The 24,544-nt window shown below is 61.1% G+C and carries 24 protein-coding genes; 19 read left to right on the top strand and 5 right to left on the bottom strand.

Annotation, left to right across the window (positions count from 1 at the left end):
- Positions 1–81 precede the first annotated feature (81 nt).
- From B9Z49_RS09445 to B9Z49_RS09435, 3 genes are read left to right on the top strand one after another with little or no spacing between them, the layout of a single operon-like run.
- Positions 82–885 carry a CbbQ/NirQ/NorQ/GpvN family protein gene (locus B9Z49_RS09445; protein ID WP_108353246.1) on the top strand — a complete coding sequence of 268 codons (804 nt, stop codon included), beginning with the start codon at positions 82–84 and terminating at the stop codon, positions 883–885.
- A gap of 13 nt (positions 886–898) precedes the next feature.
- Entirely contained in the window at positions 899–3,256 is a 2,358-nt protein-coding gene (locus tag B9Z49_RS09440) for a nitric oxide reductase activation protein NorD (RefSeq protein WP_108353187.1), read from the top strand.
- Between the two features lie 13 nt (positions 3,257–3,269).
- Positions 3,270–3,587: a hypothetical protein gene (locus B9Z49_RS09435; RefSeq protein ID WP_199225025.1), complete on the top strand. Its 318-nt coding sequence runs from the start codon at positions 3,270–3,272 to the stop codon at positions 3,585–3,587.
- Positions 3,588–3,623: 36 nt separating this feature from the next.
- Here the strand turns inward: B9Z49_RS09435 and B9Z49_RS09430 are convergent, their stop codons facing one another.
- Positions 3,624–4,484 carry an energy transducer TonB gene (locus B9Z49_RS09430; RefSeq protein ID WP_108353186.1) on the bottom strand — a complete coding sequence of 287 codons (861 nt, stop codon included), beginning with the start codon at positions 4,482–4,484 and terminating at the stop codon, positions 3,624–3,626.
- 88 nt (positions 4,485–4,572) lie between these two features.
- Between B9Z49_RS09430 and B9Z49_RS09425 the strand changes: the two genes are divergently transcribed.
- From B9Z49_RS09425 to B9Z49_RS09410, 4 genes are all read left to right on the top strand, one after another.
- Entirely contained in the window at positions 4,573–5,037 is a 465-nt protein-coding gene (locus B9Z49_RS09425; protein WP_108353185.1) for a rhodanese-like domain-containing protein, read from the top strand.
- Positions 5,038–5,243: 206 nt separating this feature from the next.
- Positions 5,244–5,870 (top strand): peroxiredoxin, encoded by a 627-nt coding sequence (locus tag B9Z49_RS09420; RefSeq protein ID WP_090140118.1) that lies wholly within the window; start codon positions 5,244–5,246, stop codon positions 5,868–5,870.
- A gap of 93 nt (positions 5,871–5,963) precedes the next feature.
- Positions 5,964–6,842, top strand: coding sequence for an MBL fold metallo-hydrolase (locus tag B9Z49_RS09415; RefSeq protein WP_108353244.1), 879 nt, complete (start codon positions 5,964–5,966; stop codon positions 6,840–6,842).
- Positions 6,839–8,572 carry a SulP family inorganic anion transporter gene (locus B9Z49_RS09410; RefSeq protein ID WP_108353184.1) on the top strand — a complete coding sequence of 578 codons (1,734 nt, stop codon included), beginning with the start codon at positions 6,839–6,841 and terminating at the stop codon, positions 8,570–8,572. The genes B9Z49_RS09415 and B9Z49_RS09410 overlap by 4 nt, the downstream gene beginning before the upstream one ends.
- 73 nt (positions 8,573–8,645) lie before the next feature.
- Here B9Z49_RS09410 and B9Z49_RS09405 read toward each other — a convergent pair whose 3' ends face one another.
- Complete coding sequence (locus B9Z49_RS09405) at positions 8,646–9,947, bottom strand: DUF3422 family protein (protein ID WP_108353243.1); 1,302 nt, start codon at positions 9,945–9,947, stop codon at positions 8,646–8,648.
- Between the two features lie 262 nt (positions 9,948–10,209).
- Between B9Z49_RS09405 and B9Z49_RS09400 the strand changes: the two genes are divergently transcribed.
- The 9 genes from B9Z49_RS09400 to fba all read left to right on the top strand — a co-directional run bounded on the left by B9Z49_RS09400 (position 10,210) and on the right by fba (position 19,924).
- Positions 10,210–10,935, top strand: coding sequence for an HAD-IA family hydrolase (locus tag B9Z49_RS09400; protein ID WP_108353183.1), 726 nt, complete (start codon positions 10,210–10,212; stop codon positions 10,933–10,935).
- Positions 10,932–11,618 carry a ribulose-phosphate 3-epimerase gene (rpe, locus tag B9Z49_RS09395; protein ID WP_108353182.1) on the top strand — a complete coding sequence of 229 codons (687 nt, stop codon included), beginning with the start codon at positions 10,932–10,934 and terminating at the stop codon, positions 11,616–11,618. The genes B9Z49_RS09400 and rpe overlap by 4 nt, the downstream gene beginning before the upstream one ends.
- Positions 11,619–11,668: 50 nt before the next feature.
- Positions 11,669–12,766 (top strand): class 1 fructose-bisphosphatase, encoded by a 1,098-nt coding sequence (locus tag B9Z49_RS09390; protein WP_108353181.1) that lies wholly within the window; start codon positions 11,669–11,671, stop codon positions 12,764–12,766.
- A 42-nt stretch (positions 12,767–12,808) separates the two neighbouring features.
- A complete protein-coding gene (locus B9Z49_RS09385; RefSeq protein ID WP_108353180.1) occupies positions 12,809–13,693 on the top strand; it encodes a phosphoribulokinase in 885 nt (294 codons plus the stop codon).
- A gap of 17 nt (positions 13,694–13,710) precedes the next feature.
- Positions 13,711–15,807, top strand: coding sequence for a transketolase (gene tkt, locus B9Z49_RS09380; RefSeq protein ID WP_108353179.1), 2,097 nt, complete (start codon positions 13,711–13,713; stop codon positions 15,805–15,807).
- A 29-nt stretch (positions 15,808–15,836) separates the two neighbouring features.
- On the top strand, positions 15,837–16,502 hold the full coding sequence (gph, locus tag B9Z49_RS09375; protein WP_108353178.1) for a phosphoglycolate phosphatase: 666 nt from the start codon (positions 15,837–15,839) through the stop codon (positions 16,500–16,502).
- Positions 16,503–16,636: 134 nt separating this feature from the next.
- Positions 16,637–17,653, top strand: coding sequence for a type I glyceraldehyde-3-phosphate dehydrogenase (gene gap / locus B9Z49_RS09370; RefSeq protein ID WP_108353242.1), 1,017 nt, complete (start codon positions 16,637–16,639; stop codon positions 17,651–17,653).
- Entirely contained in the window at positions 17,650–18,846 is a 1,197-nt protein-coding gene (locus B9Z49_RS09365; protein WP_108353177.1) for a phosphoglycerate kinase, read from the top strand. The genes gap and B9Z49_RS09365 overlap by 4 nt, the downstream gene beginning before the upstream one ends.
- Before the next feature lie 37 nt (positions 18,847–18,883).
- The gene (gene fba, locus B9Z49_RS09360; RefSeq protein ID WP_108353176.1) at positions 18,884–19,924 is read left to right on the top strand and encodes a class II fructose-bisphosphate aldolase; all 1,041 of its coding nucleotides are present in this window, start codon (positions 18,884–18,886) and stop codon (positions 19,922–19,924) included.
- A gap of 141 nt (positions 19,925–20,065) precedes the next feature.
- Here the strand turns inward: fba and B9Z49_RS09355 are convergent, their stop codons facing one another.
- Both B9Z49_RS09355 and B9Z49_RS09350 read right to left on the bottom strand, forming a co-directional pair.
- Entirely contained in the window at positions 20,066–20,689 is a 624-nt protein-coding gene (locus B9Z49_RS09355) for a bifunctional 2-polyprenyl-6-hydroxyphenol methylase/3-demethylubiquinol 3-O-methyltransferase UbiG (protein ID WP_108353175.1), read from the bottom strand.
- A 36-nt stretch (positions 20,690–20,725) separates the two neighbouring features.
- Positions 20,726–21,217: an Rrf2 family transcriptional regulator gene (locus B9Z49_RS09350; RefSeq protein WP_158273466.1), complete on the bottom strand. Its 492-nt coding sequence runs from the start codon at positions 21,215–21,217 to the stop codon at positions 20,726–20,728.
- Between the two features lie 119 nt (positions 21,218–21,336).
- Here B9Z49_RS09350 and B9Z49_RS09345 point away from each other — a divergent pair, with 119 nt between their 5' ends.
- A complete protein-coding gene (locus tag B9Z49_RS09345; RefSeq protein ID WP_158273465.1) occupies positions 21,337–22,320 on the top strand; it encodes a MerR family transcriptional regulator in 984 nt (327 codons plus the stop codon).
- A 181-nt stretch (positions 22,321–22,501) separates the two neighbouring features.
- Positions 22,502–22,951: an OsmC family protein gene (locus B9Z49_RS09340; RefSeq protein WP_108353241.1), complete on the top strand. Its 450-nt coding sequence runs from the start codon at positions 22,502–22,504 to the stop codon at positions 22,949–22,951.
- Between the two features lie 47 nt (positions 22,952–22,998).
- Here B9Z49_RS09340 and B9Z49_RS09335 read toward each other — a convergent pair whose 3' ends face one another.
- Entirely contained in the window at positions 22,999–23,334 is a 336-nt protein-coding gene (locus tag B9Z49_RS09335; RefSeq protein ID WP_108353172.1) for a helix-turn-helix transcriptional regulator, read from the bottom strand.
- Positions 23,335–23,482: 148 nt separating this feature from the next.
- Here B9Z49_RS09335 and B9Z49_RS09330 point away from each other — a divergent pair, with 148 nt between their 5' ends.
- The gene (locus B9Z49_RS09330; RefSeq protein ID WP_108353171.1) at positions 23,483–24,544 is read left to right on the top strand and encodes an efflux RND transporter periplasmic adaptor subunit; all 1,062 of its coding nucleotides are present in this window, start codon (positions 23,483–23,485) and stop codon (positions 24,542–24,544) included.

The following is a 24,544-nucleotide window of genomic DNA, read 5'->3' as shown; positions in this document are numbered from 1 at the left end:
ATGTCAAGGTGCCGCTGAAACAAGCGCGCCTTGCCATTGAATGGCATCGGGCACTGTCAGCCCTGACCTGTGGAGACCAACATGAGCGAAGCATTGGACGCCTACCGCGTCGCCCAAGAACCTTATTACCGCCCTGTGGCCGACGAGGTCGAGCTGTTCGAAGCCGCCTACTCGGTGCGCATGCCCATGATGCTCAAAGGCCCCACCGGCTGCGGCAAAACCCGCTTTGTCGAGCACATGGCCTGGAAGCTGAACAAGCCCCTGATCACCGTGGCCTGCAACGAGGACATGACCGCCAGCGACCTGGTGGGCCGCTTCTTGTTGGACGCCAACGGCACCCGCTGGCAAGACGGTCCTTTGGCCGTGGCCGCCCGCCATGGTGCGATTTGTTACCTCGATGAAGTCGTCGAGGCGCGTCAAGACACCACCGTGGTCATCCACCCCTTGACCGACAACCGCCGTGTTTTGCCCTTGGAAAAGAAGGGCGAGCTGGTGCAAGCCCACCCCGATTTTCAGATCGTTATCTCGTACAACCCTGGCTACCAAAGCCTGATGAAAGACCTCAAGCAGTCGACCAAACAACGTTTTGGTGCGCTGGACTTCAACTACCCCGAACACGACATCGAAACCGAAATCGTCGCGCACGAAACCGGTGTCAGCGCCGACGTGGCCGCCAAGCTGGTGGGCATTGCCGAGCGGGCGCGCAACCTCAAAGGCCATGGTCTGGATGAAGGCATTTCCACCCGCATGTTGATTTACGCGGGCAGCCTGATCGCCCAAGGCGTGGCGGCACAAGCCGCTTGCCGTGTGGCCTTGGTGCGCCCGATCACGGACGACCCCGACATGCGCGACGCCTTGGACGCCGCTGTTTCCACGTTCTTCTGACGCAGGCACCCCCATGTCGGTGCAGCTTCAAGACCACGCCGAGTGGGTCGAGCAACTCGACCCGGCTTCGGTGGATAGGCTCACACACACCTGGCCCGAGGCCACCAAGGTGTTTTCTGCCCGCGGGCTCGACAACTACGTCAAAGGTGCTGCGGCCTTGCGCGGTTTGGGCCGTGGCCATGCCTTGGTCAACGCTTGGATCGAAGGCGCACCGCAAGTGGCCAAAGAAATTGGCGAGGATGTGGTCGGCGAATTGGCCACCACTGCCTTGGTCTTGGCGTCCAAAACCTCGGGTGCGGTGATCGAGTTGGTGCTGGCCACCGCACCGACCGCGGCCAAGCGATTGGCTGACGCGGCGCTGTTCATGCAGTACCTGCAGTTTCTCAATACTTTGGTGGCGCAAGCCCCGCGCGGTTTGCGGCCCATGTTGGGGCAGCTCGATGCGCTGTTGGGCCAGCTGACTTTGGGGGGCTTGCGCCGCTGGGCCACCTGGGGTGCACAAGCCCACCGCACAGAGTACGAGGCCCAAATCGCTTATTTCGGTTTGCAGTCCAAAGAGTCTTTGGCCATGCTGCAACAAGAGCGCAAAGGTACTTTGTTGGTCGATGTGCAGCGGCGCATCAACATGTACCTGCGTGCCTTGTGGGGCCGCGACTTTTTCATGCGCCCCACCGCCGGTGACTTTGAAAACCGGGAAGGCTTGCGCCCCTTCATCGAGGACTATTTCATCCACTTGCCCGACGCCTTGGACGCCGTGCAGGGCAATGATGGGCTGGTGGACGCCACCCAGCTTTATCGCGCGGCTTGCGCCCACGCCGCAGCCCATGTGGTGTTCACACGCCAAGCGATCTCGGCCGAATCGCTCAACCCGTGGCAGATGGCCATGGTGGCCTTGGCCGAAGACGCGCGGGTGGAAGCCTTGGCGGTGGCGCGTTTTCCCGGCATGCGGCCTTTGTGGGCGCAGTTGCACACCACCCCCGCCACGCAGCAAACCACAGCGGGGGACTGGTTGGCCCGCATGGCGCGGGCGTGGATCGACCCCACGTATGACGACGATCACCCTTGGATTGCCCAAGGCCGTGCCTTGATGGCCGAAGCCATGCCACGCCTGCTGGCACAGCCCCACGACAACAGCGAATCGTGGGCCATGGGTGTGCAGTTGGCACACAGCTACCGCGAGCTCACCCAAGGCCCCGCCTTCGCCCCCCGAACCGATGGCCAGGCGGCCGTCTACCGCGACGACAACCGTTACTTTTGGGCCTTTGATGGCTACGACTTTGAGCGTTCGGTCGCCGCGGGTTACGAGCCGCCTCAACAGGTGCGCAAGCAAGTCAACCTGATGGAATTCGTCAACGAGCTGGAAGTGGAGGGTGCGGGCGACGACGCGCAAGAGGTCTGGGTGCTGGGCACCGAGTTGTTCCCTTATGAAGACCTGGGCGTGTCCTTCAACGACAGCGAAGGTCGCGACCCGGTGCTGCCGCCCGTGCATTACGCCGAGTGGGACCACATGATCCAGCTCGAGCGTCCCGCTTGGGCCACGGTGCAAGAGCGTCGGCCCAAAGCGGGCGACCCGACGCTGATCGATGGCATCTTGAGCGAGCACCGCCGATTGATCGGCCGCATGAAATTCATTTTGGATGCCATGCAGCCCCAAGGGGTGCAGCGCATCCGCAAGCTCGAAGATGGCGACGAGATCGACCTCAACGCTGCGCTGGCTTCGGTGATCGAGATGCGCATGGGCCGTCAGCCCGACCCGCGCATCATGATGCGCAGCGTGCGCAAAACCCGCGACATCTCGGTGCTGGTCTTGCTTGACCTGTCGCACTCCACGAACGACAAGGTGGCGGGTCAAGAGCACACCGTGTTGGACCTGACCCGCTCGGCCTGTGCTTTGCTGGCCGATGCGATTCAAAAGGTGGGCGACCCGTTTGCGATCCACGGTTTTTGCTCAGACGGCCGCCACGATGTGAACTACTGGCGCTTCAAAGATTTTGATCAGCCCTACGATGAGTTTGCCAAGGCCCGTTTGGCGGGCATGCAAGGTCAGTTGTCCACCCGCATGGGTGCGGCTATTCGGCACGCCACGGCCGCGCTCAAAGCCCAGCGCAGCAGCAAAAAACTCTTGCTCGTCATCACCGACGGCGAGCCCGCCGATGTGGATGTGCGCGACCCGCAGTACCTGCGCCACGACACCAAAAAAGCCGTCGAGGCGGCCGCTCGAAACGGTGTGACCACCTATTGCATGAGCTTGGACCCCCGCGCCGACCAATACGTCAGCCGCATTTTTGGCGAACGCCATTACCTGGTGGTCGACAAGGTCGAGCGCCTGCCCGAAAAACTCCCCGTCCTGTATGCTGGACTGACCCGTTAACCAGGACACCCCCATGAGCATGATCCACAGCCGCCAGCAAACCTACGCCGGCATCGACCACGAAGAACACCACGGCATGAGCATGACCGGGCGCATCATCCGCGACGCTTGGGTGTTTGGTTTGTTGCCCGAAGGCGATGGCTTTGCCGGCAAACACGCGGGCGAGTTGCAAAACCTGTTTGAAGCGGTGCACACCGCTTGGGAACCTTACGGTCAGCTGCCCAGCCGCTTGCCGCCTGAGCTGGCGGCCAAACACGCCCGCATCCACGACGAGGCCCTGCAGCGCGCCAAAGGCATGGGCTGGGATGCCGAGCTGGGCGACGACGACTGAGGTCGTGTGGCGACAGGGCCCTTTTGCGCGAAGCGCTCAGCGCCCTGTTTTGCTCGAACCCCATTGGTCCATCAGCCTTTGGTCGCTGGCGCTTTCGGCTTCGACGCTGTCTTTGGGCAGCTGGCGCAGGCAGTCGGCCAGCGCTTGCGGGTCCAGTGGGGCGGTCGGTGTGGGGGCCGCCACCACTTGGGGCGATTTGCCGTCCCAAGCAAAAGGGTTTCGGAACACGGGCGGCTCGGGCAGGCAGTCGTCTCTGTAAATGGGCGGCCCGTCGTTTGCAAAAGGTGAAAACGAAATCGTCTTGTCAAAAATCAACGGTTGGCCCGTGGGGGTGGGCGGCAGCGGCGGCATGTTTTGAATGGCTTGGCGGGCGAGTTGTTCGGCCTTGGCCGAGGTGGTCCACAGCGTTTGCACTTGCGTCAAGCGGCCATCAGGGGCGATCTCGATGCGAAAGCGCACCACGCCCTGGACGGGGCCCTCAACAGCGGTGCCCATCATGCTGCGCACTTGCTGGCCCCAGCTGTAGCGGTAGCCCTTGCTGTTTTTGTTCGTGTAGTTCGCGGCAAAAGCCCATTCTTCGGCGGTGGGTGGCGGGGGCGCGGCCAGGCTGGCGCGGGGGCGATCGGGTGAGGGCGCTGGGGTCGGAGCCGGCAAGGCAGTGTCGGGCGGGGGCACCGTGACGGGTGCAGTGATGGGTGTTGAGGGTTGCGCTGATGGCGGTTCAGGCTGTGGCTGGCGCGGCGGCGGGATCAGTTCCAAAAAGACGATTTTTTCAACGGCTTGCGGCGCTTGCGGTGGGCTGCCGTGTTGGAACGGGTAGCCACTGGCCAGCAGCCAAACGGCTGCATGCAAAGCCAGCGTGAGCAACAGCGCGATGAAGTTTTTGTCTCTGGACATGTGCGCCGAGGCGTTTGTTGGCGGTCTTGCCACCGTTCGGCGACAATATTCGTTTTGACTGATATTACCTGACGAAGTGGAGACACCCATGCGCTTTCGCATCCTCGCTCTGACTGCCGCTACCGCTGGCAGCTTGCTGCTGGCCCCAGCGGCCCACGCCGACAACAAGGCCATTGCCACCGACGAGATGGAGGCCTATCTGGAGTTTGTGGACTACGGCGGCGGGGTGATTTTTGCCGAGCAAATTCCCAAAGCAGAGTGGCCCAAGATGGTGGTGATCGATGCGCGTGACCCGGCGCAATTTGCCAAGGGGCACATTCCTGGCGCGGTCAACATGGACTGGCGACAGGTGCTGGCCAAGCGCAACACCATCCCCAAAAACAAGCCTGTGCTCATTTATTGCAACACCGGGTCGCTGTCGGCCCAGGCCGGTTTTGCCCTGCGGGTCGCAGGCTGGGAGAACGTGCGTATCTTGCAAGGCGGCATGGCAGAGTGGCAGGCCAAGGGCGGTTTTGATGCGGCGGCCAAAGCCGCAGGGCCAGCCAAGCATTGAGGCCTGTGGTTTTGGGCCAAGCATGGATAAGACCTTGAGGGATTGCGATGGATCAATTTTGTCGATTTCACGACCGCAATTGTCACTATGCCATTCATTGCGATAACTCATGCCCAATACCTTCAGGGGTATGTACAGTTGACCCTGTCGATTGAATAAATCTCTCGATTTCGAAAACCGATAGTCAACCTCAAAGGAAACCCGCCATGTCCATGCCCCTCATCAACGAAGCCGCTCCCGCCTTCAGCGCCAACACCACCCACGGCCCCCGAAGCCTCGCCGATTACAAAGGCAAGTGGCTCATCTTGTTCTCGCACCCTGCCGACTTCACGCCTGTGTGCACCACCGAATTCATCGGTTTTGCCAAGCGTGCCGAGTTGTTCAAGAGCATGAACTGCGAATTGCTCGGCTTGTCGATCGACAGCATCTACTCGCACTTGGCCTGGATGCAAAGCATTCAGAACAACTTTGGTGTGGAGATTCCCTTCCCCATCATCGACGACATCAAGATGGAAGTGGCCCAAGCCTACGGCATGATCCACCCCGGCGCTGCAGATACCCAAGCCGTGCGTGCCACCTTCTTCATTGACCCCGAAGGCAAGCTGCGCGCCATGGTGTACTACCCCATGAGCAACGGCCGCTCGATCGAAGAGTTTGTGCGTTTGTTGCAAGCCATGCAGACCAGCGATGCCCACAAGATCGCCACCCCCGAGGGCTGGACGCCCGGTTGCGACGTGATCGTGCCACCACCCAAAACCCCCGAAGCCATTGCCAAGCGCAAAGGCGAGGGTTATGCCATGAAGGACTGGTATTTCTCGACCAAGTCCCTCTAAGTTGAAGGCTTGCCCCCTTGCCGCACAGCGGCAAGGGGTGCCAAGGACCTTTGTTGTTCCACTGCCAAGGAAGTCACCATGAGTTCAGCCCACATGCACATCGAATCGTTTTTTGATCCGGCCACGTTCACCTTCAGCCACATCCTGGCCGACCTGAGCACTCGGCAGTGCGCCTTGATCGACAGCGTGCTGGACTACGACCCCAAGTCGGGCCGCACCCACACCGCCAGCGCCGACCAGTTGGTGGCGCGTGTGAAGGCGCTGGACCTGCGTGTGTTGTGGATTTTGGAGACGCATGTGCACGCTGACCATTTGTCGGCCGCGCCCTATTTGCAAAAGCAGTTGGGCGGCCAATTGGCCATTGGTTCGCACATCACCACGGTGCAAAACGTGTTTGGCAAACTGTTCAACGCGGGCACCGAATTTGCCCGCGACGGCAGCCAGTTCGACCGTTTGCTGAATGACGGCGAAACATTTCAGATTGGTGCTTTGCAGGCCCAGGCCCTGCACACCCCCGGCCACACCCCGGCGTGCATGACCTATGTGGTCACAGATGCCAGTGTCGATCCTGCGCGGCAGGTGGCTTTTGTGGGCGACACCTTGTTCATGCCCGACTACGGCACGGCGCGCTGCGACTTCCCTGGGGGCAGTGCCAGCGTGTTGTTCCAGTCGATCCAAAAAGTGCTCAGCTTGCCGGACAACACCGAGCTGTTCATGTGCCATGACTACCCGCCCGAGACCCGCCAGCCCCAGTGCGTGACCACCGTGGCCGAGCAGAAAAAGGCCAATGTGCATGTGCACCAAGGCGTGAGTGAGGCCGAGTTTGTGGCCATGCGCGAAAAGCGCGATGCCACTTTGTCCATGCCCGTGTTGATCTTGCCTTCGGTACAAATCAACATGCGTGCTGGCCACATGCCACCGCCCGAAGACAACGGCCAGCGTTACCTGAAGATTCCGGTGGACGCTTTGTGAGTTCGGCACTTGAGCGCTGGTTCCCCATTCTGGATTGGGGGCGGCGCTACAACCGTTCGTTGTTGACGGCCGATGGCGTGGCCGCTGTGGTGGTGACGCTGATGCTGATTCCGCAAAGCCTGGCTTATGCGCTGTTGGCGGGCTTGCCCGCGCAGGCGGGCCTGTACGCCAGCATGGCCCCCTTGGTGCTGTACGCCCTGATGGGCAGCAGCGGCACCTTGGCCGTGGGGCCTGCGGCGGTGACCTCGCTCATGACGGCGGCCAGTGTGGGCGCGGTGGCGGCGCAAGGCAGCGTGGCTTACACCGAGGCGGCTTTGATGCTGGCCCTGCTCAGCGGGGCCATCATGCTGGTGATGGGCGCGGCGCGGTTGGGCTATTTGGCCAACTTTTTGAGCCACCCGGTCATCTCGGGCTTTGTCTCGGCGTCGGGTTTGCTGATCGCGGCCAGCCAGCTCAAACATTTGTTGGGCGTGCCGCTGCAGGGTGACAACTTGCTGCAACTGCTGCCGCAGCTGTGGCAAAACTTGCCCAGCCTGCATGTGCCCACCACTGCGATGGGTCTGGGGGCTTTGGCTTTGCTGCTGCTGGTGCGCCGTCAGCTCAAGCCCTGGCTCAAGCGCTTGGGGGTCTTGGCGGGTGCGGCCGATTTGGCGGCCAAGGCGGCCCCGGTGGCGGTGCTGCTCTTGAGCATTGCCTTGTCAGCCGTGTGGCAGTTGGCCGAGCAGGGCGTGCGGGTGGTGGGCACGGTGCCGCAAGGCTTGCCGCCGCTCACACTGCCGGGTGGATCGATAGATGGGTGGGCCGCCCCATGGGCGCTGGCCCAGGCTTTGTGGGTGCCTGCTTTGTTGATCTCTTTGGTGGGCTTTGTGGAGTCGGTGTCGGTGGGGCAGTCCTTGGCGGCCAAGCGGCGCGAACGCATCGACCCCGATGCCGAGTTGCGTGCGCTGGGCCTGAGCAATTTGGGGGCAGGCCTGTCTGGTGGCTTTCCGGTCACGGGCGGATTTTCGCGTTCGGTGGTCAATTTTGATGCGGGTGCACGCACGCCTGCCGCAGGCATCTACACCGCTGTCGGGCTGGCGCTGGCGGCTTTGTTCTTGACGCCTTGGCTCTTCCATTTGCCCCAAGCCACCTTGGCCGCCACCATCATGGTGGCCGTGCTCACCTTGGTCGATGTCGGGGTGTTTGCTCGCACCTGGCATTACGCCAAGGCCGATTTCATTGCCTTGCTCCTGACCTTTGGCCTGACCTTGGCGGTGGGTGTAGAGGCGGGGTTGATCGCGGGCGTGAGCGCCTCGGTGCTGTTGCTGCTGTACCGCACCAGCCGCCCGCACATCGCGGTGGTGGGGCAGGTGCCGGGCACGGAGCATTACCGCAATGTGCTGCGTCACGCCGTGCTGGAGCAGCCGGGCATTTTGGGTCTGCGCGTGGACGAAAGCCTGTACTTTGCCAACGCCCGTTTCCTTGAAGACACCATCGCGGCCCAGGTGGCCATGCGCTCAGGTGTACGGCATGTGGTGCTGCAATGCTCGGCGGTCAACGACATTGACGCCAGCGCACTCGAAAGCCTGGAAACCATCAACGCCCGCTTGCAGGCTTCAGGTGTGCAGCTGCACCTGTCCGAGGTCAAGGGCCCCGTGCACGACCGGTTGAAGCGCAGCCATTTGCTGGCGGAGTTGAGTGGTGAGGTGTTCCTGACGCACCATCAAGCGGTGCAGGCCTTGTCGCATTAGCCTTCCAGGGCGATGGCACTCCCCAGCGGCGGTTCAACCACCCGCTCAAGCGCCTGGGTTGAATCGCCGCGGCTCAGCCCTCACTGCGCAGTTTGTCGTGGATGCGCTTGTTGGTGCGCCACACCAACCACAGCACCAGGGGCACAAAAGCGCCTGCGGCCATTTCGGGGTGGATGGGCAGGCCAGCGGCTTTGGCGGCTTTGCCGAGGTACAGCAAGAGGCTGATGACGTAGTACGAGATGGCCGCGATCGACAGGCCTTCCACCGTGGTTTGCAAGCGCAGCTGCAGCTCTTGGCCTTTGGTGAGCTTGGCCAACAGCTGGCTGTTTTGTTCTTCGGTCGCGATGTCCACGCGCGTGCGCAGCAAGGCGCTGGTGCGGCTGATGCGCTCGGACAAGTCGGACAGGCGCTTTGCCGTGGCGGCCACGGTGGCCATGGCGGGCGACAAACGCCGCTGCATGAATTCACCGATGGTCTGCGTGCCGCTGATGGGCGACTCGCGCAGCTCGGCAATGCGCTCGCGCACCAGCTTGTCGTAGGCGGCGGTGGCGGCAAAGCGAAACGCGTGTTCGGCGGTGATGAGTTCGACCGAGGCGGCCAGACCGATCAGGCGGTCGAGCATGGTCTGGTCTTGCGCGGCCTTGTTTTGCAAGGCGGCCGTGATGTCGGCCAGTTCGCGTCCGGCCTGGCCCAGTTGCGTGCCCACGGCTTTGGCCACAGGCAAACCGCGCAGGGCCATCAGGCGGTAGGTTTCCAGCTCCAGCAGGCGCTGCGAGATACGACCGCCCCGTGTGTCGCTGGTGGATTCGGGGGCCAGCACCAAGATGCGTTCAAAACCGCTGGGGCGCAAATGGAAGTCGGTCACCACCAGCGAGTGCGCGGGGTTGCCCATGCGCGAGGCCACCACCGTGTGTTCGCCAAACCAGTTCCGCGCTTTGCTCAAGGATTGTTGGGGGTCGCTCAGGTCGTCGTGCAGCATGATGAGCTTGACCGCCGCGAAGGTGCGCCCGGGAATGGCGGCCAGCCAACCGTCGGGCAAGGCCAAAAAGGACAGCAGTTCCGGGTCCTGGGCGTCCAGGCCCGCGTCTTGCGGCAGCGGCTGTACCAGCGAGTAGCGGGTGAATTCGGTGTGCCGCTCCCACTTGAGCGTGTAGGCCCCTAAGCGCAAGCGCACAAAGTTGCCTTGCATGTCCTCGAGCTTCAAATCGGGTTGAAGGCGCTGGAGGTGCTCCCATTCCTGCTCGCGGCTGACCCCGTTGTTGAACACACCCACCAAGACGATGAAGGCTGGCAAGCGGATGCGGGCGCTGGGGCGGGCATGGACCTCGTTGTGCAGCGCAATGCGCAAGGGGTCGTCAACAGGCAGGGTGTTCATGGGGGTGCTCTGGTGGGCTGGGCGGACTCGGGCATTCATTCTAGCGAGGGGGGCGTCTGCCAAGGCGCAGCATGGGCTGTGCCTTCTTGACGAGCCCGGGGCAGATCCTGACGTCTTGGCCCCCGCAATCTTGCGTCTGGCGCGGGGCCTTTGACGTGCGACATTAAAGGATTGCTTAATTAATTGATTGGCAATATTGAATTGTCCTGAGCCTCAGACCTTCTTAAAGTGGAGTCCTTCTTTCCCACGTAGGGCTTACCCCATGCTGCAAGCACTGATCTTTGATGTCGACGGCACCTTGGCCGACACTGAAATGGCGCATTTGGCGGCGTTCAACCAGGCTTTCGCCGAGATGGGGCTGGACTGGCGTTGGGATGTGCCGCTGTACACCCGCTTGTTGGCCGTCTCAGGCGGCAAAGAGCGCATCAAGGCGTATTGGCAAACCCTGGGGACCCAGCCCAAGGACATCACGGGTGCGGGCATGCAGGAGACGATTGACCACCTGCACGAGATCAAGACCGCCGCTTACGAGCAAGCCGTGCAAGACGGTGCGGTGCAGATGCGCCCCGGGGTGCTGGCGCTGCTGTCAGCGGCCAGTGCGGCGGGGCTCAGGCTGGCCATTGCCACCACCACCTCGCCCGTCAACATCGCGGCTTTGCTGCGACAGGCCATCGGTCCAGATTGGAAGTTGAATTTCTCGGTCATCGAAGACGCTTCGACCGCGCCGCGCAAAAAACCCGATCCGATGGTCTACCAGCAAACCCTCTCACGCCTGGGTTTGGCGCCAGAACATTGCTTGGCGTTTGAAGATTCCGAAAACGGTCTTCGAGCCGCCATGGCCGCGGGTCTGTCCACCATCATCACCCCCAACGATTTCACCGCCGAACACGATTTCAAAGGCGCATTGCGCCTCTGCCCCAGCCTCGATGGCGTGGGGCTGGCGCAGTTGCGTGAATGGCACCAATCCGCTTTCAAGGCCACCGCATGAGCACCGTCCGCATTGCCCCCTCCATCTTGTCCGCCGACTTTGCCCGTCTGGGCGAAGAGGTCCGCGCCATTGAAGCCGCTGGCGCGGACTGGGTGCACTTTGACGTGATGGACAACCATTACGTGCCCAACCTCACCATTGGCCCGCTGGTGTGCGAGGCGATCCGCCCGCATGTCCAGATCCCGATCGATGTGCATTTGATGGTCGAACCGGTGGACGCCTTGGTGCCTTTGTTTGCCAAGGCGGGGGCCAACATCATCACCTTTCACCCCGAAGCCAGCCGCCATGTGGACCGCACTTTGCAAATGATCCGTGACCACGGCTGCAAAGCGGGCCTGGTGTTCAACCCCGCCACCCCGCTGGAGTGGATGGACCATGTGATGGACCGCTTGGACGTGGTCTTGCTCATGAGCGTCAACCCCGGTTTTGGTGGCCAGAAATTCATCCCCTCGACTTTGCCCAAGCTGCAAGCGGCCCGCCAGCGCATCAACACCCATGTGGCCCGAGGTGGTCAGTCCATCGTGCTGGAGGTGGACGGCGGCGTGAAGACCGACAACATCGCCCAGATCGTGGCGGCCGGTGCCGACACCTGCGTGGCGGGCAGCGCCGTGTTCGGTGCGCCCGACGCCGATGGGGGCTATCGGGGTGTGATGCAAGCCCTCAAGCAAGCCGCTGTGGCTTGAGTTGGATTCCGAATTCCAGAATTTTTAAAACTTCAGAGAGTGTTGACCCCATGTCCTTGAGCCCCCGCACCACACCCACCTTGACGCAGTACCTGATCGAAGAGCGTCGCCGTTTTCCCGATGCCAGTGGTGACTTCAATGCCCTGATTTTGGATGTGGCCATGGCCTGCAAAGCCATTGCCAAATCGGTCGCCTATGGCGCTTTGGCCGACATGTACGGCAACCACGCGGCCGATGCCGGTGGCAGCATCAACGTGCAAGGCGAGACTCAGAAAAAGCTGGACGTGGTGAGCAATGAACTGTTTATCCGCATGAACGAGTGGGGCGGCCACTTGGCGGGCATGGCCTCTGAAGAAATGGATTTGCCCTACGACATTCCAGCGCAACACCCCCGGGGCAAATACCTGCTGGTGTTTGATCCGCTGGATGGCTCCAGCAACATCGACGTGAACGTGTCGGTGGGCAGCATTTTCAGTGTGCTGCGTGCACCGGATGCCACCGCCGAAGGCGGGCCTTTGACCGAGGCTGATTTCTTCCAACCGGGAACCCGTCAGATTGCTGCCGGTTACGCCTTGTACGGCCCCACCACCATGCTGGTGCTGAGCGTGGGCAATGGCGTGGCTGGTTTCACACTCGACCCGGTGATGGGTGAGTTCATGTTGACCCACCCCGAATTGCGCGTGCCCGAAGACACCCAAGAGTTCGCCATCAACGCCTCCAACAGCCGCTTTTGGGAAGCCCCGGTCAAGCGCTATGTGGACGAATGCCTGGCCGGTAAAACCGGCCCGCGTGGCAAGGACTTCAACATGCGCTGGATCGCCTCCATGGTGGCCGAAGCCCACCGCATTCTGATGCGCGGTGGTGTGTTCATGTACCCCCGTGACACCAAAGATCCGAGCAAGCCCGGCCGCCTGCGCCTGCTGTACGAGGCCAATCCAGTCGGCTTCATCATGGAGCAAGCCGGAGGCCGCGCCAGCACGGGACAAGTCCCCATGTTGAGTGTGCAGCCCACCAGCTTGCACCAGCGAATTGGCCTGGTGTTTGGCTCCAAAAACGAGGTCGAGCGCATTGAGCGTTACCACGCCGAACCGTCCAAGCAAGACAGTTTTGCCCCGCTGTTTGCCGAACGCAGCCTGTTCCGCGACTGAGCCCGATTTCAAAACGATTGAAAAAACAACAAGGAGATTCCCATGTCTGAACGCCACCCCATCATCGCCATCACCGGTTCTTCGGGCGCAGGCACCTCAACGGTGACACGCACGTTCTCCAACATTTTCCGCCGCGAAGGCGTGAAAGCGGCCATCATCGAAGGCGACAGCTTTCACCGCTTTGACCGCAAAGAAATGAAGCAACGTGGCGCTGAAGCTGAAAAAGATGGCAACAAACATTTCAGCCACTTCAGTGAAGAGAACAACCTGTTTGGCGAGATTGAAAACCTGTTTCGCACCTACGGTGCCACAGGCCAAGGCAAGTCACGCAAATACCTGCACAACGCCGAAGAAGCTGCGCCTTACCAACAAGACCCCGGCACGTTCACGCCTTGGGAAGACCTGCCGAACGACACCAACATGCTGTTTTACGAAGGTTTGCACGGCGCCGTGGTCACGCCCGAGCACAACATCGCGCAGCACCCTGACTTGCGCGTGGGTGTGGTGCCCGTCATCAACTTGGAATGGATTCAGAAACTCTGGCGCGACAAGCATCAGCGCGGCTACAGCACAGAGGCCGTGACCGACACCATCTTGCGCCGCATGCCCGACTATGTGAACTACATCGTGCCGCAGTTTGAGCACACGCATGTCAACTTCCAACGAGTGCCTTTGGTCGACACCTCCAACCCTTTCATTTCTCGCGACATTCCATCGGCCGATGAAAGCGTGGTGGTGATCCGTTTTGCCAACCCCAAAGGCATCGACTTTCCCTACTTGCTCAACATGATCAACGACTCCTGGATGAGCCGTGCCAACACCATCGTGGTGCCCGGCGGCAAGATGGAAATTGCCATGCAACTCATCTTCACACCGTTCGTATGGCGAATGATGGAGCGCCGCAAACGCGCTCTGGGCCAGGCTTGAAGCGGGGTTAAAGCACCATGAACACCGCTGCAAATCACCCCACCCCCGAGATGGCCCGCCGCATGGCCAACGCCGTGCGCATGCTGGCCGTTGACGCCGTCGAAGCGGCCAAGTCGGGCCACCCCGGTGCCCCTATGGGCATGGCCGACATCGCCGAAGTGCTGTGGAACCGGCATCTGAAACATAACCCACTCAACCCGCAGTGGGCTGACCGTGACCGTTTTGTGTTGTCCAACGGCCACGGCTCCATGCTGATTTATGCCTTGCTGCACCTGACAGGCTACGACCTGCCCATGGACGAGTTGAAAAAGTTCCGCCAGCTGCACAGCAAGACCCCGGGCCACCCGGAAGTGGACATCACCCCTGGCGTGGAAACCACCACCGGCCCTCTGGGCCAGGGCATCACCAACGTCGTGGGCATGGCCTTGGCCGAAAAGATGTTGGCCGATGAATTCAACCGGGAGGAGGGTGGCCAGCGCCTGGACATCGTGGACCACATGACCTATGTGTTCCTGGGCGATGGCTGCCTGATGGAAGGCATCAGCCACGAGGCCTGTTCGCTGGCGGGCACTTTGCGCTTGTCCAAACTGGTGGCGCTGTACGACGACAACGGCATCTCGATCGACGGTCATGTGGAAGGCTGGTTCACCGACGACACGCCCAAGCGTTTTGAGGCCTATGGCTGGAACGTGATCGCCAAGGTGGACGGGCACGATCCGCAAGCGGTGAACGCCGCCATCGAAGCAGCCAAGGCGCAAGCCCACAGTGCGAATGGCAAACCCACACTGATCTGCTGCCAAACCGTGATCGGCATGGGCTCACCCAACAAAGCGGGCACGCACGATGTGCACGGCGCAGCGCTGGGCGCTGCCGAAATTGCCGCCACCCGCGAAGCGCTGAACTGGCCCTATGCCCCCTTTGAGGTGCCTGCCGATGTGGCCAGTGCTTGGGATGCCCGCGCCAGTGGCACACGAGCCGAAAGCCAATGGCGTGAGCGCTTTGCCGCCTACCAAAGCCGCTACCCGCAAGAGGCGGCTGAGTTTGAGCGCCGCATGAAAGGCGATTTGAGCGAGGCCTATGCCCAAGGCTTGGCAAAAGCCCTGGCCGCCATCGTGGCCAAGCCCGATGCCGTGGCCACCCGCAAAGCCAGCCAGAACGCGCTCGATGTGTTGGCCCCCTTGTTGCCCGAGTTTTTTGGCGGCAGCGCCGACCTCACGGGCTCCAACCTGACCAACTTCAAGACCTGTACCAAGGCCGGCCGCGACACCTGGGGCAACCACCTCTCGTATGGCGTGCGCGAATTTGGCATGGCCGCCATCATGAACGGCATGGCGCTGCACGGGGGTTACATCCCGTATGGCGGCACGTTCCTCACGTTCTCGGACTATTCGCGCAACGCCATCCGCATGGCCGCGCTCATGAAAAAGCGCGTGATCCATGTCTTCACGCACGACTCGATTGGCTTGGGCGAAGACGGCCCCACGCACCAAAGCGTGGAGCATGTGCCCAGCTTGCGCATCATCCCGGGGCTGGATGTGTGGCGGCCCGCCGATGGCTTGGAAACCGCCGTGGCCTGGGCCTGTGCGGTGGAGCGCCGCGACGGCCCGAGCGCCTTGGCGCTGTCGCGCCAGAACCTGCCGCAGCTGCTGACCGACGCCGCCGACGCGGCCAAGGTGCGCCAGGGTGGCTACATCCTGAGCGACATGCCGGGCGCCCAAGCCATCATCGTGGCCACAGGGTCCGAGACCTCTTTGGCCTTGAAAGCGCAGGCCGAACTGGCTACGCAAGGTGTGGCCACACGGGTGGTGTCCATGCCCTGCACCAATGTGTTTGACCGGCAAAGCGAGGCCTACCAGGACATGGTCTTGCCGCTGGGTTTGCCCACCGTGGCGGTGGAAGCCGCTCACCCCGACTTCTGGCGCAAATACGTGGGCCGCACGGGCATGGTGATCGGCATCGCCAGCTTTGGCGAATCGGCCCCGGCCCCGGCTTTGTACGCGCACTTTGGCATCACCAGCGAGCGCGTGTGTGAAGCCGTGCGCACCCTGGTGCACCGCCACGCCCACCGCCAAGCCCAAGCCCTGCCCGAGCACATCGTGCCCTCGGATAACTGAGTCGCGACCCCGTTGCAATGAGAGAAAAAATGCCAACACCACAAGCCTATTTCTTTGACCTCGACGGTACCTTGGTCGAAACCGCGCCCGAAATTGCCGACGCTGTGAACGACACCTTGCGCTACTTCGATTGGCCCGAGGTATCGCAGCAGCAAGTCAACGACTGGATCGGTCACGGCACCAAAGAGCTGCTGATCCAGGCGCTGGCCAGCGTCACCCAGACTCCAGTGGCCGCGGTGCGGCAAGGGGCCGATCTGAAGCAGGCGCTGCCGATCTTTGACCGTTACTACCAAGCCCGTTGTGGCACACGCAGTAACTTGTATCCACAGGTGCGCGAAGTGCTCGCGGCGCTGCGCGGGCGCGGCTGCAAGCTGGCGGTGGTGACCAACAAGGAAGGCCGCTACACCGACACCGTACTGCGGGTGCACGGGCTGCACGAAGCTTTCGACGTGGTGGTCAGTGGCGATTCCTTTCCGGTCAAAAAACCCGATCCCACCAGCGTGGTGGACTGCTTGAAGCGTTGGGACCTGAAGGCCACCCAAGCGCTGTTTGTGGGGGATTCGTCGATCGACGCGGCCACCGCCCGCAACGCGGGTGTGCCGGTCTGGTTGCTGCCTTATGGCTACAACATGGGTGAGTCGGTGCACGCCTGTGCGCCGGACCGCGTGATCGAGGATTTTTCGGCGCTGCTGTGATTTTGTAGGAGCCCACCCCGTGGGCGATGTGCGTGGCACACGCCCTTTAAACCATCACCCACAAGGCGAGCGCCTACAGAAATCGCACTGCCTGCACATTCGAAATTACTGTTTGAAGAATGAAAGAGACTGACATGAGCACAAAAATTGGCATCAATGGTTTTGGCCGTATTGGCCGCATGGTGTTCCGAGCGGCGGTGCAAAATTTTGACGACGTCGAGATCGTCGCCATCAATGACCTGCTGGAGCCCGAGTACCTGGCCTACATGCTGCAGTACGACAGTGTGCATGGCCGTTTTGACGGCGACGTGAGCGTTGAAGGCAATACCCTGGTCGTGAACGGTAAACGCATCCGCCTGACGCAAGAGCGCGACCCTGCGAATCTGAAGTGGAACGAGGTCGGCGCAGAGGTGGTGATCGAAGCCACAGGCTTGTTCCTCGACAAAGAAGGTGCGGGCAAGCACCTGGCTGCAGGGGCCAAAAAGGTGGTGATTTCGGCCCCGTCGAAAGACGACACGCCCATGTTTGTGTTTGGTGTGAACCACACCAGCTATGCGGGCCAAGCCATCATCAGCAATGCCAGTTGCACCACCAACGCATTGGCCCCTTTGGCCAAGGTGCTCAACGACAAATGGGGCATCCGGCGCGGCCTGATGACCACCGTGCACGCGGCCACCGCCACCCAAAAAACCGTGGACGGCCCGAGCAACAAGGACTGGCGTGGCGGGCGCGGCATTCTGGAAAACATCATCCCCAGCAGCACGGGCGCAGCCAAGGCCGTGGGTGTGGTGATTCCCGAGATCAAGGGCAAGCTCACGGGCGTGTCGGTGCGGGTGCCCACCAGCGATGTGTCGCTGGTCGACTTGACGGTGGAGTTGGCCACGCCCGCCACGTATGCCGAAATTTGCGCCGAAATGAAGACGCAAAGCCAGGGGGTTTTGAAGCGCGTGTTGGGTTACACCGAAGCCAAGGTGGTGTCCACGGATTTCCGGGGCGAGGTTTGCACCAGTGTGTTCGACGCCGAAGCGGGCATGGCGCTCGACAGCACCTTTGTGAAGCTGATGGCCTGGTACGACAACGAGTGGGGTTACTCCAACAAGTGCCTGGAAATGGCCCGCGTGGTGTCTGGTCAAGCAGGAGGTGCGCGATGAAAGTCTTGCGTTTTGCCGATGTGGCCAAAAGCGGCTTTGCCGAAAACCGCCGCGTGTTCATCCGCGCCGACCTGAACGTGCCGCAAGCCGACGACGGCAGGATCACCGAAGACACGCGCATCCGCGCCAGCGTGCCTTGCATTCAGATGGCTTTGGACGCCGGTGCGGCCGTGATGGTCACGAGCCATTTGGGCCGCCCCACCGAGGGCGAGTTCAAGCCCGAGGATTCGCTGGCTCCTGTGGCCAAGCGACTGAGCGAGTTGCTCGGCCGCGATGTCCCACTGGTGGCCAACTGGGTCGGTGGTGTGGACGTGCAGCCCGGCCAAGTGGTCTTGCTCGAGAACTGCCGCGTCAACAAGGGCGAGAAGAAAAACGACGAAGCCCTGTCGCGCCAAATGGCCGCGCTGTGCGACATCTATGTAAACGACGCCTTTGGTACCGCCCACCGCGCCGAGGGTACGACGCACGGCATCGCCCGCTTTGCGCCCATCGCCAGCGCCGGCCCTTTGCTGGCTGCTGAGATGGACGCGATCTCCAAGGCTTTGGCCGCGCCCAAACGCCCACTGATCGCCATCGTGGCCGGCTCCAAGGTGAGCACCAAGCTGACCATTTTGCAAAGCCTGGCCAAAAACGTGGACGGTTTGATCGTGGGTGGTGGCATCGCCAACACCTTCATGCTGGCCGCGGGCCTCAAGATTGGCAAGAGCCTGGCCGAGCCCGACTTGGTGGGCGAGGCCAAAGCCGTGATTGAGGCCATGAAGGCCCGGGGTGCCGAAGTGCCGATCCCGACCGATGTGGTGGTGGCCAAGACTTTCGCAGCCGATGCCGTGGCCACGGTGAAGAAAGCCACTGAGGTGGCCGACGACGACATGATTTTGGATATTGGCCCCGAGACCGCCGCCAAACTGGCCGCGCAGCTCAAGCAGGCAGGCACCATTGTGTGGAACGGCCCGGTGGGCGTGTTCGAATTTGCGGCTTTTGAAAACGGCACCAAAGTGATCGCCCAGGCGATTGCTGAATCCGACGCCTTCAGCATTGCGGGCGGTGGTGACACCTTGGCCGCGATTGCCAAGTACGGCATCGAGCAACAGCTGGGCTACATCTCCACAGGCGGTGGCGCGTTCCTTGAAATTCTGGAAGGCAAGACTTTGCCTGCCATCGAAATTTTGAGCGGTCGCGCTGCGGCGGAATGACCTTTTTTTAACTTTTTAATTTTTCAAGGAGCCCCTCATGGCATTGGTTTCATTGCGCCAGGTACTCGACCATGCGGCCGAGTTTGGTTACGGCATTCCCGCTTTCAACGTCAACAACCTCGAACAAGTACAGGCCATCATGGAAGCGGCGCAAGCCACGGGCAGCCCGGTCATCTTGCAGGCATCTGCAGGGGCCCGTAAGTACGCAGGTGAGGCCTATCTGCGCCACATGGTGTTAGCCGCCATCGAGACGCACCCTGACATTCCCGTTGTTTTGCACCAAGACCACGGCGCCACGCCCGCGCAGTGCCAGCAGTCCATCCGCTCGGGCTTTTCGAGCGTGATGATGGACGGCTCGCTCATGGCCGACGCCAAGACGCCTGCCAGCTACGAGTACAACGTGGGTGTGACGCAAAAGGTCTGCGAGATGGCCCACGCGGTGGGTGTGTCCGTCGAAGGCGAATTGGGTTGCCTGGGTTCTTTGGAGACCGGTGAAGCTGGCGAGGAGGACGGTGTGGGTGCTGAGGGCAAACTCAGCCACGATCAGATGCTGACCGACCCAGAACAGGCCAAGGATTTTGTGGCCCAAACTGGTGTGGATGCGCTGGCCATTGCGATTGGCACCAGCCATGGTGCTTACAAGTTCACCCGTCCACCCACAGGCGATATTTTGGCCATGGACCGCATTGCAGCCATCCATGCCGCCATTCCCAACACCCACTTGGTGATGCACGGCAGCTCGAGCGTGCCGCAAGAGTGGTTGCAGATCATTCGCCAATACGGCGGCGACATCAAGGAAACCTATGGCGTGCCGGTCGAAGAGATTGTGCGCGGCATCCAAAGCGGTGTGCGCAAGGTCAACATCGACACCGACATCCGCTTGGCCATGACCGGTGCCATGCGCCAGGTGTTTGCCCAGCAGCCCTCGGAGTTCGATCCACGCAAAGCCTTGGCGGCTGCCAAAAAGGCGGCAGCGGGCATCGTCAAAGCCCGCTTTGAAGCCTTTGGTTGCGCCGGTCAAGCCCAAAAAATCCGCCCTGTCAGCCTCGACGACATGGCCGCGCGTTACACGAATTGAGGCAGATCAAAGCCTATGAAGTGATTTCTTCTATGGTTGAGGCATTGTGGTTTAGGGTGTGTTTGGTACATACACCCTGATTGGGGGCTCTGTCACAGGAGCCCCCTTTTTTTCAACCTCCCCAATGCCGCCAGTTGCAAGTCAACCCAGGCGCTTGCGTGCCGTTAGGCCCAGCAGGCCCGACATGCCTTGGTGGCCCGTGCCTTCGGAAACCTCTGCCTCATAGGTGCGCAGGTCCAGGATATCCAGTTCGCCGAAGGCGTCCAGCATCAGGGCTTCGTCGTACAGGTGCGCCAATTTGCCAGGGCCGCCCGTGTTGAAGTCCAGTTGACGTGGCGTGTAGCCCTGAATGATCAGGGTGCCGCCGGGTTTGAGGCTGCCCAGCATGCGCGTGAAGATGACACTGCGTTCATCGGGCGTGGCGAACTGGAAAAAGATGCCCACTACGTTGTTGTAATGCTCAGGCCGCCAGTCAAAAGACTGCCAATCGCTGCACACAAAACTCACCTTCACTTGTCGGCTTTGGGCCAAGGCTTGGGCTTTGCGAATGGCGTTGTCCGAGAAATCAAAGGCATCGACCTGCAAGCCTTGCTCGGCCAGCCATACGCCGTTTCGGCCCTCGCCATCGGCCACCGCGAGCACGTTCCCGGGTGTCAGATGGGCCGCTTGAGACTCCAAATACGCGTTGGGCGCTTGGCCAAACACATAGTGTTCGGCGGCAAAGCGCTGGTTCCAAGTTTGTAGGGGATTGTTGAATGTGCTCATCGGGTGACTCCTTCAAACCCGAGAGGCTAGCAGAGCCTATAAGGCCATGTGCAACTGAAACACCGAGTTAGGGGCCTTGGGCACCAAGGGCGCTGTCAGGGGTTTGAACTTGAAGCGGTTGACCATGGGCGCTTCAATCGGGATGTCCATCGCTTGCAGCACCACAAAATCGGACAAAGCAGACTGACTCAAGGTGTCGATGATCACCCGCTCAAGTCCCCACTCGAAGTCAGCTGCTTCAAGCGGCAGCGATTCGCTGCTCTGCTGCGCCAAGGTGGGCTCGAACACGGCGGCAATGTCCCACATGGAAATCATCGCCAAGTCGCCCCTGATTTCGTAGCCGCCGCCCGGGCCTTTGCGTGACGACACGATCTGATGGTCTTTGAGGGGCTTGAGAATGCTTTCCAGGTTGGAGATCGACAGATGCAGGCGTCGGGCCAGCTCGGTGGTGGAGACGCGGCCCAGATTTTGTTGTGCAGCGATCAGCACGCACACATCCATGGCATTGATGGTTTTGTTGGAAATCATGTGTAAACCCTCCATGAGTAGGATTTTGCGATAAATAACTCCTCAAATATCTTAATTTTTAATCGAATAAGACATTTCGACATAAAATCTACGCAATACCTGAACAAAGAAAGATCTGTGTGCTCAACACCCCAAACGCTCAGTCACCGCTCTACCGCATCGGCGCCGTCTCCAAGGCTACCGAGGTTCCGGTCTCCACTTTGCGCATCTGGCAAACCCGTTATGGCGCCTTCACCCCGGTCAAGACGGAAGGCAACCAACGCTTGTTTGCCGAGCACGATGTGTCCAAGGCGCTTTTGCTCAAACAGCTGTCGGGAGCCGGGCATGGCATTGGCAGCATTGCTCGTTTGGATCTGGCGCAGCTGAGATTACTGTGTCATCCAGACCATCAGGCCCCGGCGTTGTTGGCTCCGGCCCAGCCCGTGTGTTTGGCGGTGGTGGGTTTGGGCCTGGCCAACCGCATCGAGTCGCATCAATTTGCCGCTGTTCTCAGCCAGCACCGCATCCAGGTCACCGACGTGATGGACGATCTGGCCGCCGCGCACCACGCGGCTTTGTCAGGCAAGCCGCAAGTGCTGCTCGTCCAGGTCAACTCGCTGCAGGACACGGTGTTCGAGTCGATCCAGGCGCTGATGCAGCGTCAGCCGTTTGCGCAGACCATCGTGCTGTACCACTTCGCGCCCGATAGGGTGGTGCAAACCATGAAGTTGGCCGGTTTGACGGTCCGGCGTAACCCGATCTCGGACAGCGAGTTGGCCGAGTTGTTGCAGTCGATTTTGTTCGTGGACCGCGACCGTGCCCAGGCCTATGGCCACCAGGGGGCGGTGATTGCCGGTCGTAAATATTCGGACGACACTTTGCGGCGCGTGGCCGGCATCTCGACCAACGTCTTGTGCGAGTGCCCCAAGCATGTGGCTGAGCTGATCGCGCAGTTGGCCAGTTTTGAGGCGTACAGCCAAGAGTGCCTGAACAAGAACAGCGAAGACGCGCACCTGCACTCGTATTTGCGCGCCATCTCCGGTTCGGCACGCAGCTTGTTCGAAAACGCGCTCGAAAAAATCGCACAGCATGAGGGCATTGATTTGCGTGAAGCCCAACACTGAGGCTGCCCGACTCGGGCAAAGTCCGCGGTGACCCCTGTCGTCAAGACGCATTTTGTTGATCCCAGTCAAAAGCGGCCTTGGCCTTCAGTCATAAACTGACATTTGTTCAGATGGATCCGGTGGTCCCCCAGCAAGCGGGATCGGTGGACCGTTTGTGGTCATGATCAGAAAGTGGGGCCCCGTGAGTGAAAAACTGATTTCGGTCACGCTGACCCAGCAGCACGATTACCGCTTTGACATCCGCTTTGACGACAACATGCCGGTGCTGACCAGCGATGAGCCAGCGCCTTTGGGCACAGGGCTGGGGCCCTCGCCAGTGCAGTTGCTGTGTGCCGCGGTGGGCAATTGCCTGAGTGATTCGCTGATGTTTGCATTGCGCAAATTCAAACAAGCACCCGAGCCTTTGCGCTGTGAAGTGCAAGCCGAAGTGGGACGCAATGCCGAAGGCCGCATGCGCGTGTTGAACATGGTGGCCACTTTGCACCTGGGTGTGCCAGCGGCCCAGCTGGAACAGCTTGAGCGGGTACTCGGTCAGTTTGAAGGTTTTTGCACCGTCACCCAAAGCGTGGGTCAGGGGATTCCCATTCAAGTGCGGGTGCTCGATGGCGATGGGCGGATGTTGACAGCCTGAAGGGGCCGCAAGGGGATGGGTGCCAGGTGAGGGTCTTGACGTCGCGTTCAGGTGGGCGTGAACACGGCGCGGTCACTGGAGGCTTGTTCGTACCGACGGGCGATGTTGCCGCACACCAAATCACACAGCGCATAAATAGAGGGGTCACTGACGCGGTAGAAAACGCTGACGCCACGGCTTTCTCGTTCCACCAATCCGTGCTGGGCCAGGTAAGACAGGTGGCGCGAGACGTTGGCTGCGGAATAGCCGCTGAGTTGGGCCAATTCGCCCACGCTGCGCTCTTGTTCGCGCAGCAAGTTCAGGATTTTCAGGCGCGTGGGCTCCGACAGCGCCTGGAAATAGGCAGCGATCTGGTCCAAGGCTTTGTCGGGCAGGTCTTTCATGGTGCGCTCCAATTTACAGTTTTTTTGTCTTGAATTGACGGCAGGCTTGAAAAGATTGTATCATTGCGTTAACAAGCAAATAAGCAATTACGCAAATTTGAAAATTAAACAGACTTTTGCCACTCAACGGTTTAACGGAGATGTTTCGATGAAAAGACGCTTGATCCTGGCTTCGGCCTTGGCCCTTTCTGCTGTGCACATGGCCCCTGTGTGGGCCAATGCAGACAGCGCCAAAACGATGGCAGTCACCGCCAACACGGCCGGTGCTGCCCAGGTCAGCCTGGACGCTGTGGTCGAGGCGGTGCGGCAAGCCACCTTGTCCGCTCAGGTAGCGGGAACCATCGTGGGCCTGAATGTCAAAGCCGGTGACCGCGTGAGCGCCGGGCAAGAGCTGTTGCGCATCGACGCCAGCGCTGCCCAGCAGCAGGTGGCGGGCAGCAGCGCCCAACTCGAAGCCGCACAAGCCAATCTGAATGTGGCCAGCAAAGAGCTTGATCGTCAAAAGCAACTCTTCCTAAAGCAATACATCAGCCAGGGTGCGCTCGACCGCGCCCAGGCCCAGTGGGAAGCGGCCCGCGCCCAGGTGCAGGCCCAGCAGGCCCAGACCCGCGCGGCGCAAACACAAACCGGTTTCTTCAGTGTGCGCGCCCCTTTCAATGGTGTGGTGTCCGATCTGGCCGTCACCTTGGGTGACATGGCCATGCCCGGCCGCCCCATGTTGACCATGCATGACCCCTCGGCTTTGCGCGTGAGCGCGGCTGTGCCTCAGTCGATGCTCAGTGGCGTGCGCAGCCAACTCGCGTCGGTGCGCTACGAGATCGCAGGCCACAGCGCCCAGCCGGTGAAGGCGGGCATAGCCCAGCTGCTGCCATCGGTGGACCCGGTCACGCACACCGCACAGCTGCGCCTGGCTTTGCCCGCTGGCATCGAGGGCCTGGTGCCGGGCATGTTTGCCCGCGTGTGGGTGTCCGGCGTTCAGGCTTCCAGCACCACCCAAAACACCAAGGCCGATCCGGTGGTGTTGCCCTTGTCGGCCATCGTGCGCCGCGCCGAAATGACGGGCGTGTACGTGATGGACGCACAAGGCAAACCCCGTTTGCGCCAGGTGCGTCTGGGCCGGGTGAATGGCCTGAACGTGGAAATTTTGTCGGGCGTGAGCACGGGCGAGCAAGTCGTCACCGACCCCGCCAACGTCATCACCAAACCTTGA

The organism is Limnohabitans sp. 2KL-51, from assembly GCF_003063645.1.
Taxonomy (GTDB): Bacteria; Pseudomonadota; Gammaproteobacteria; order Burkholderiales; family Burkholderiaceae_C; genus Limnohabitans_A.
This window is presented reverse-complemented; position numbering and strand designations above follow the sequence as displayed.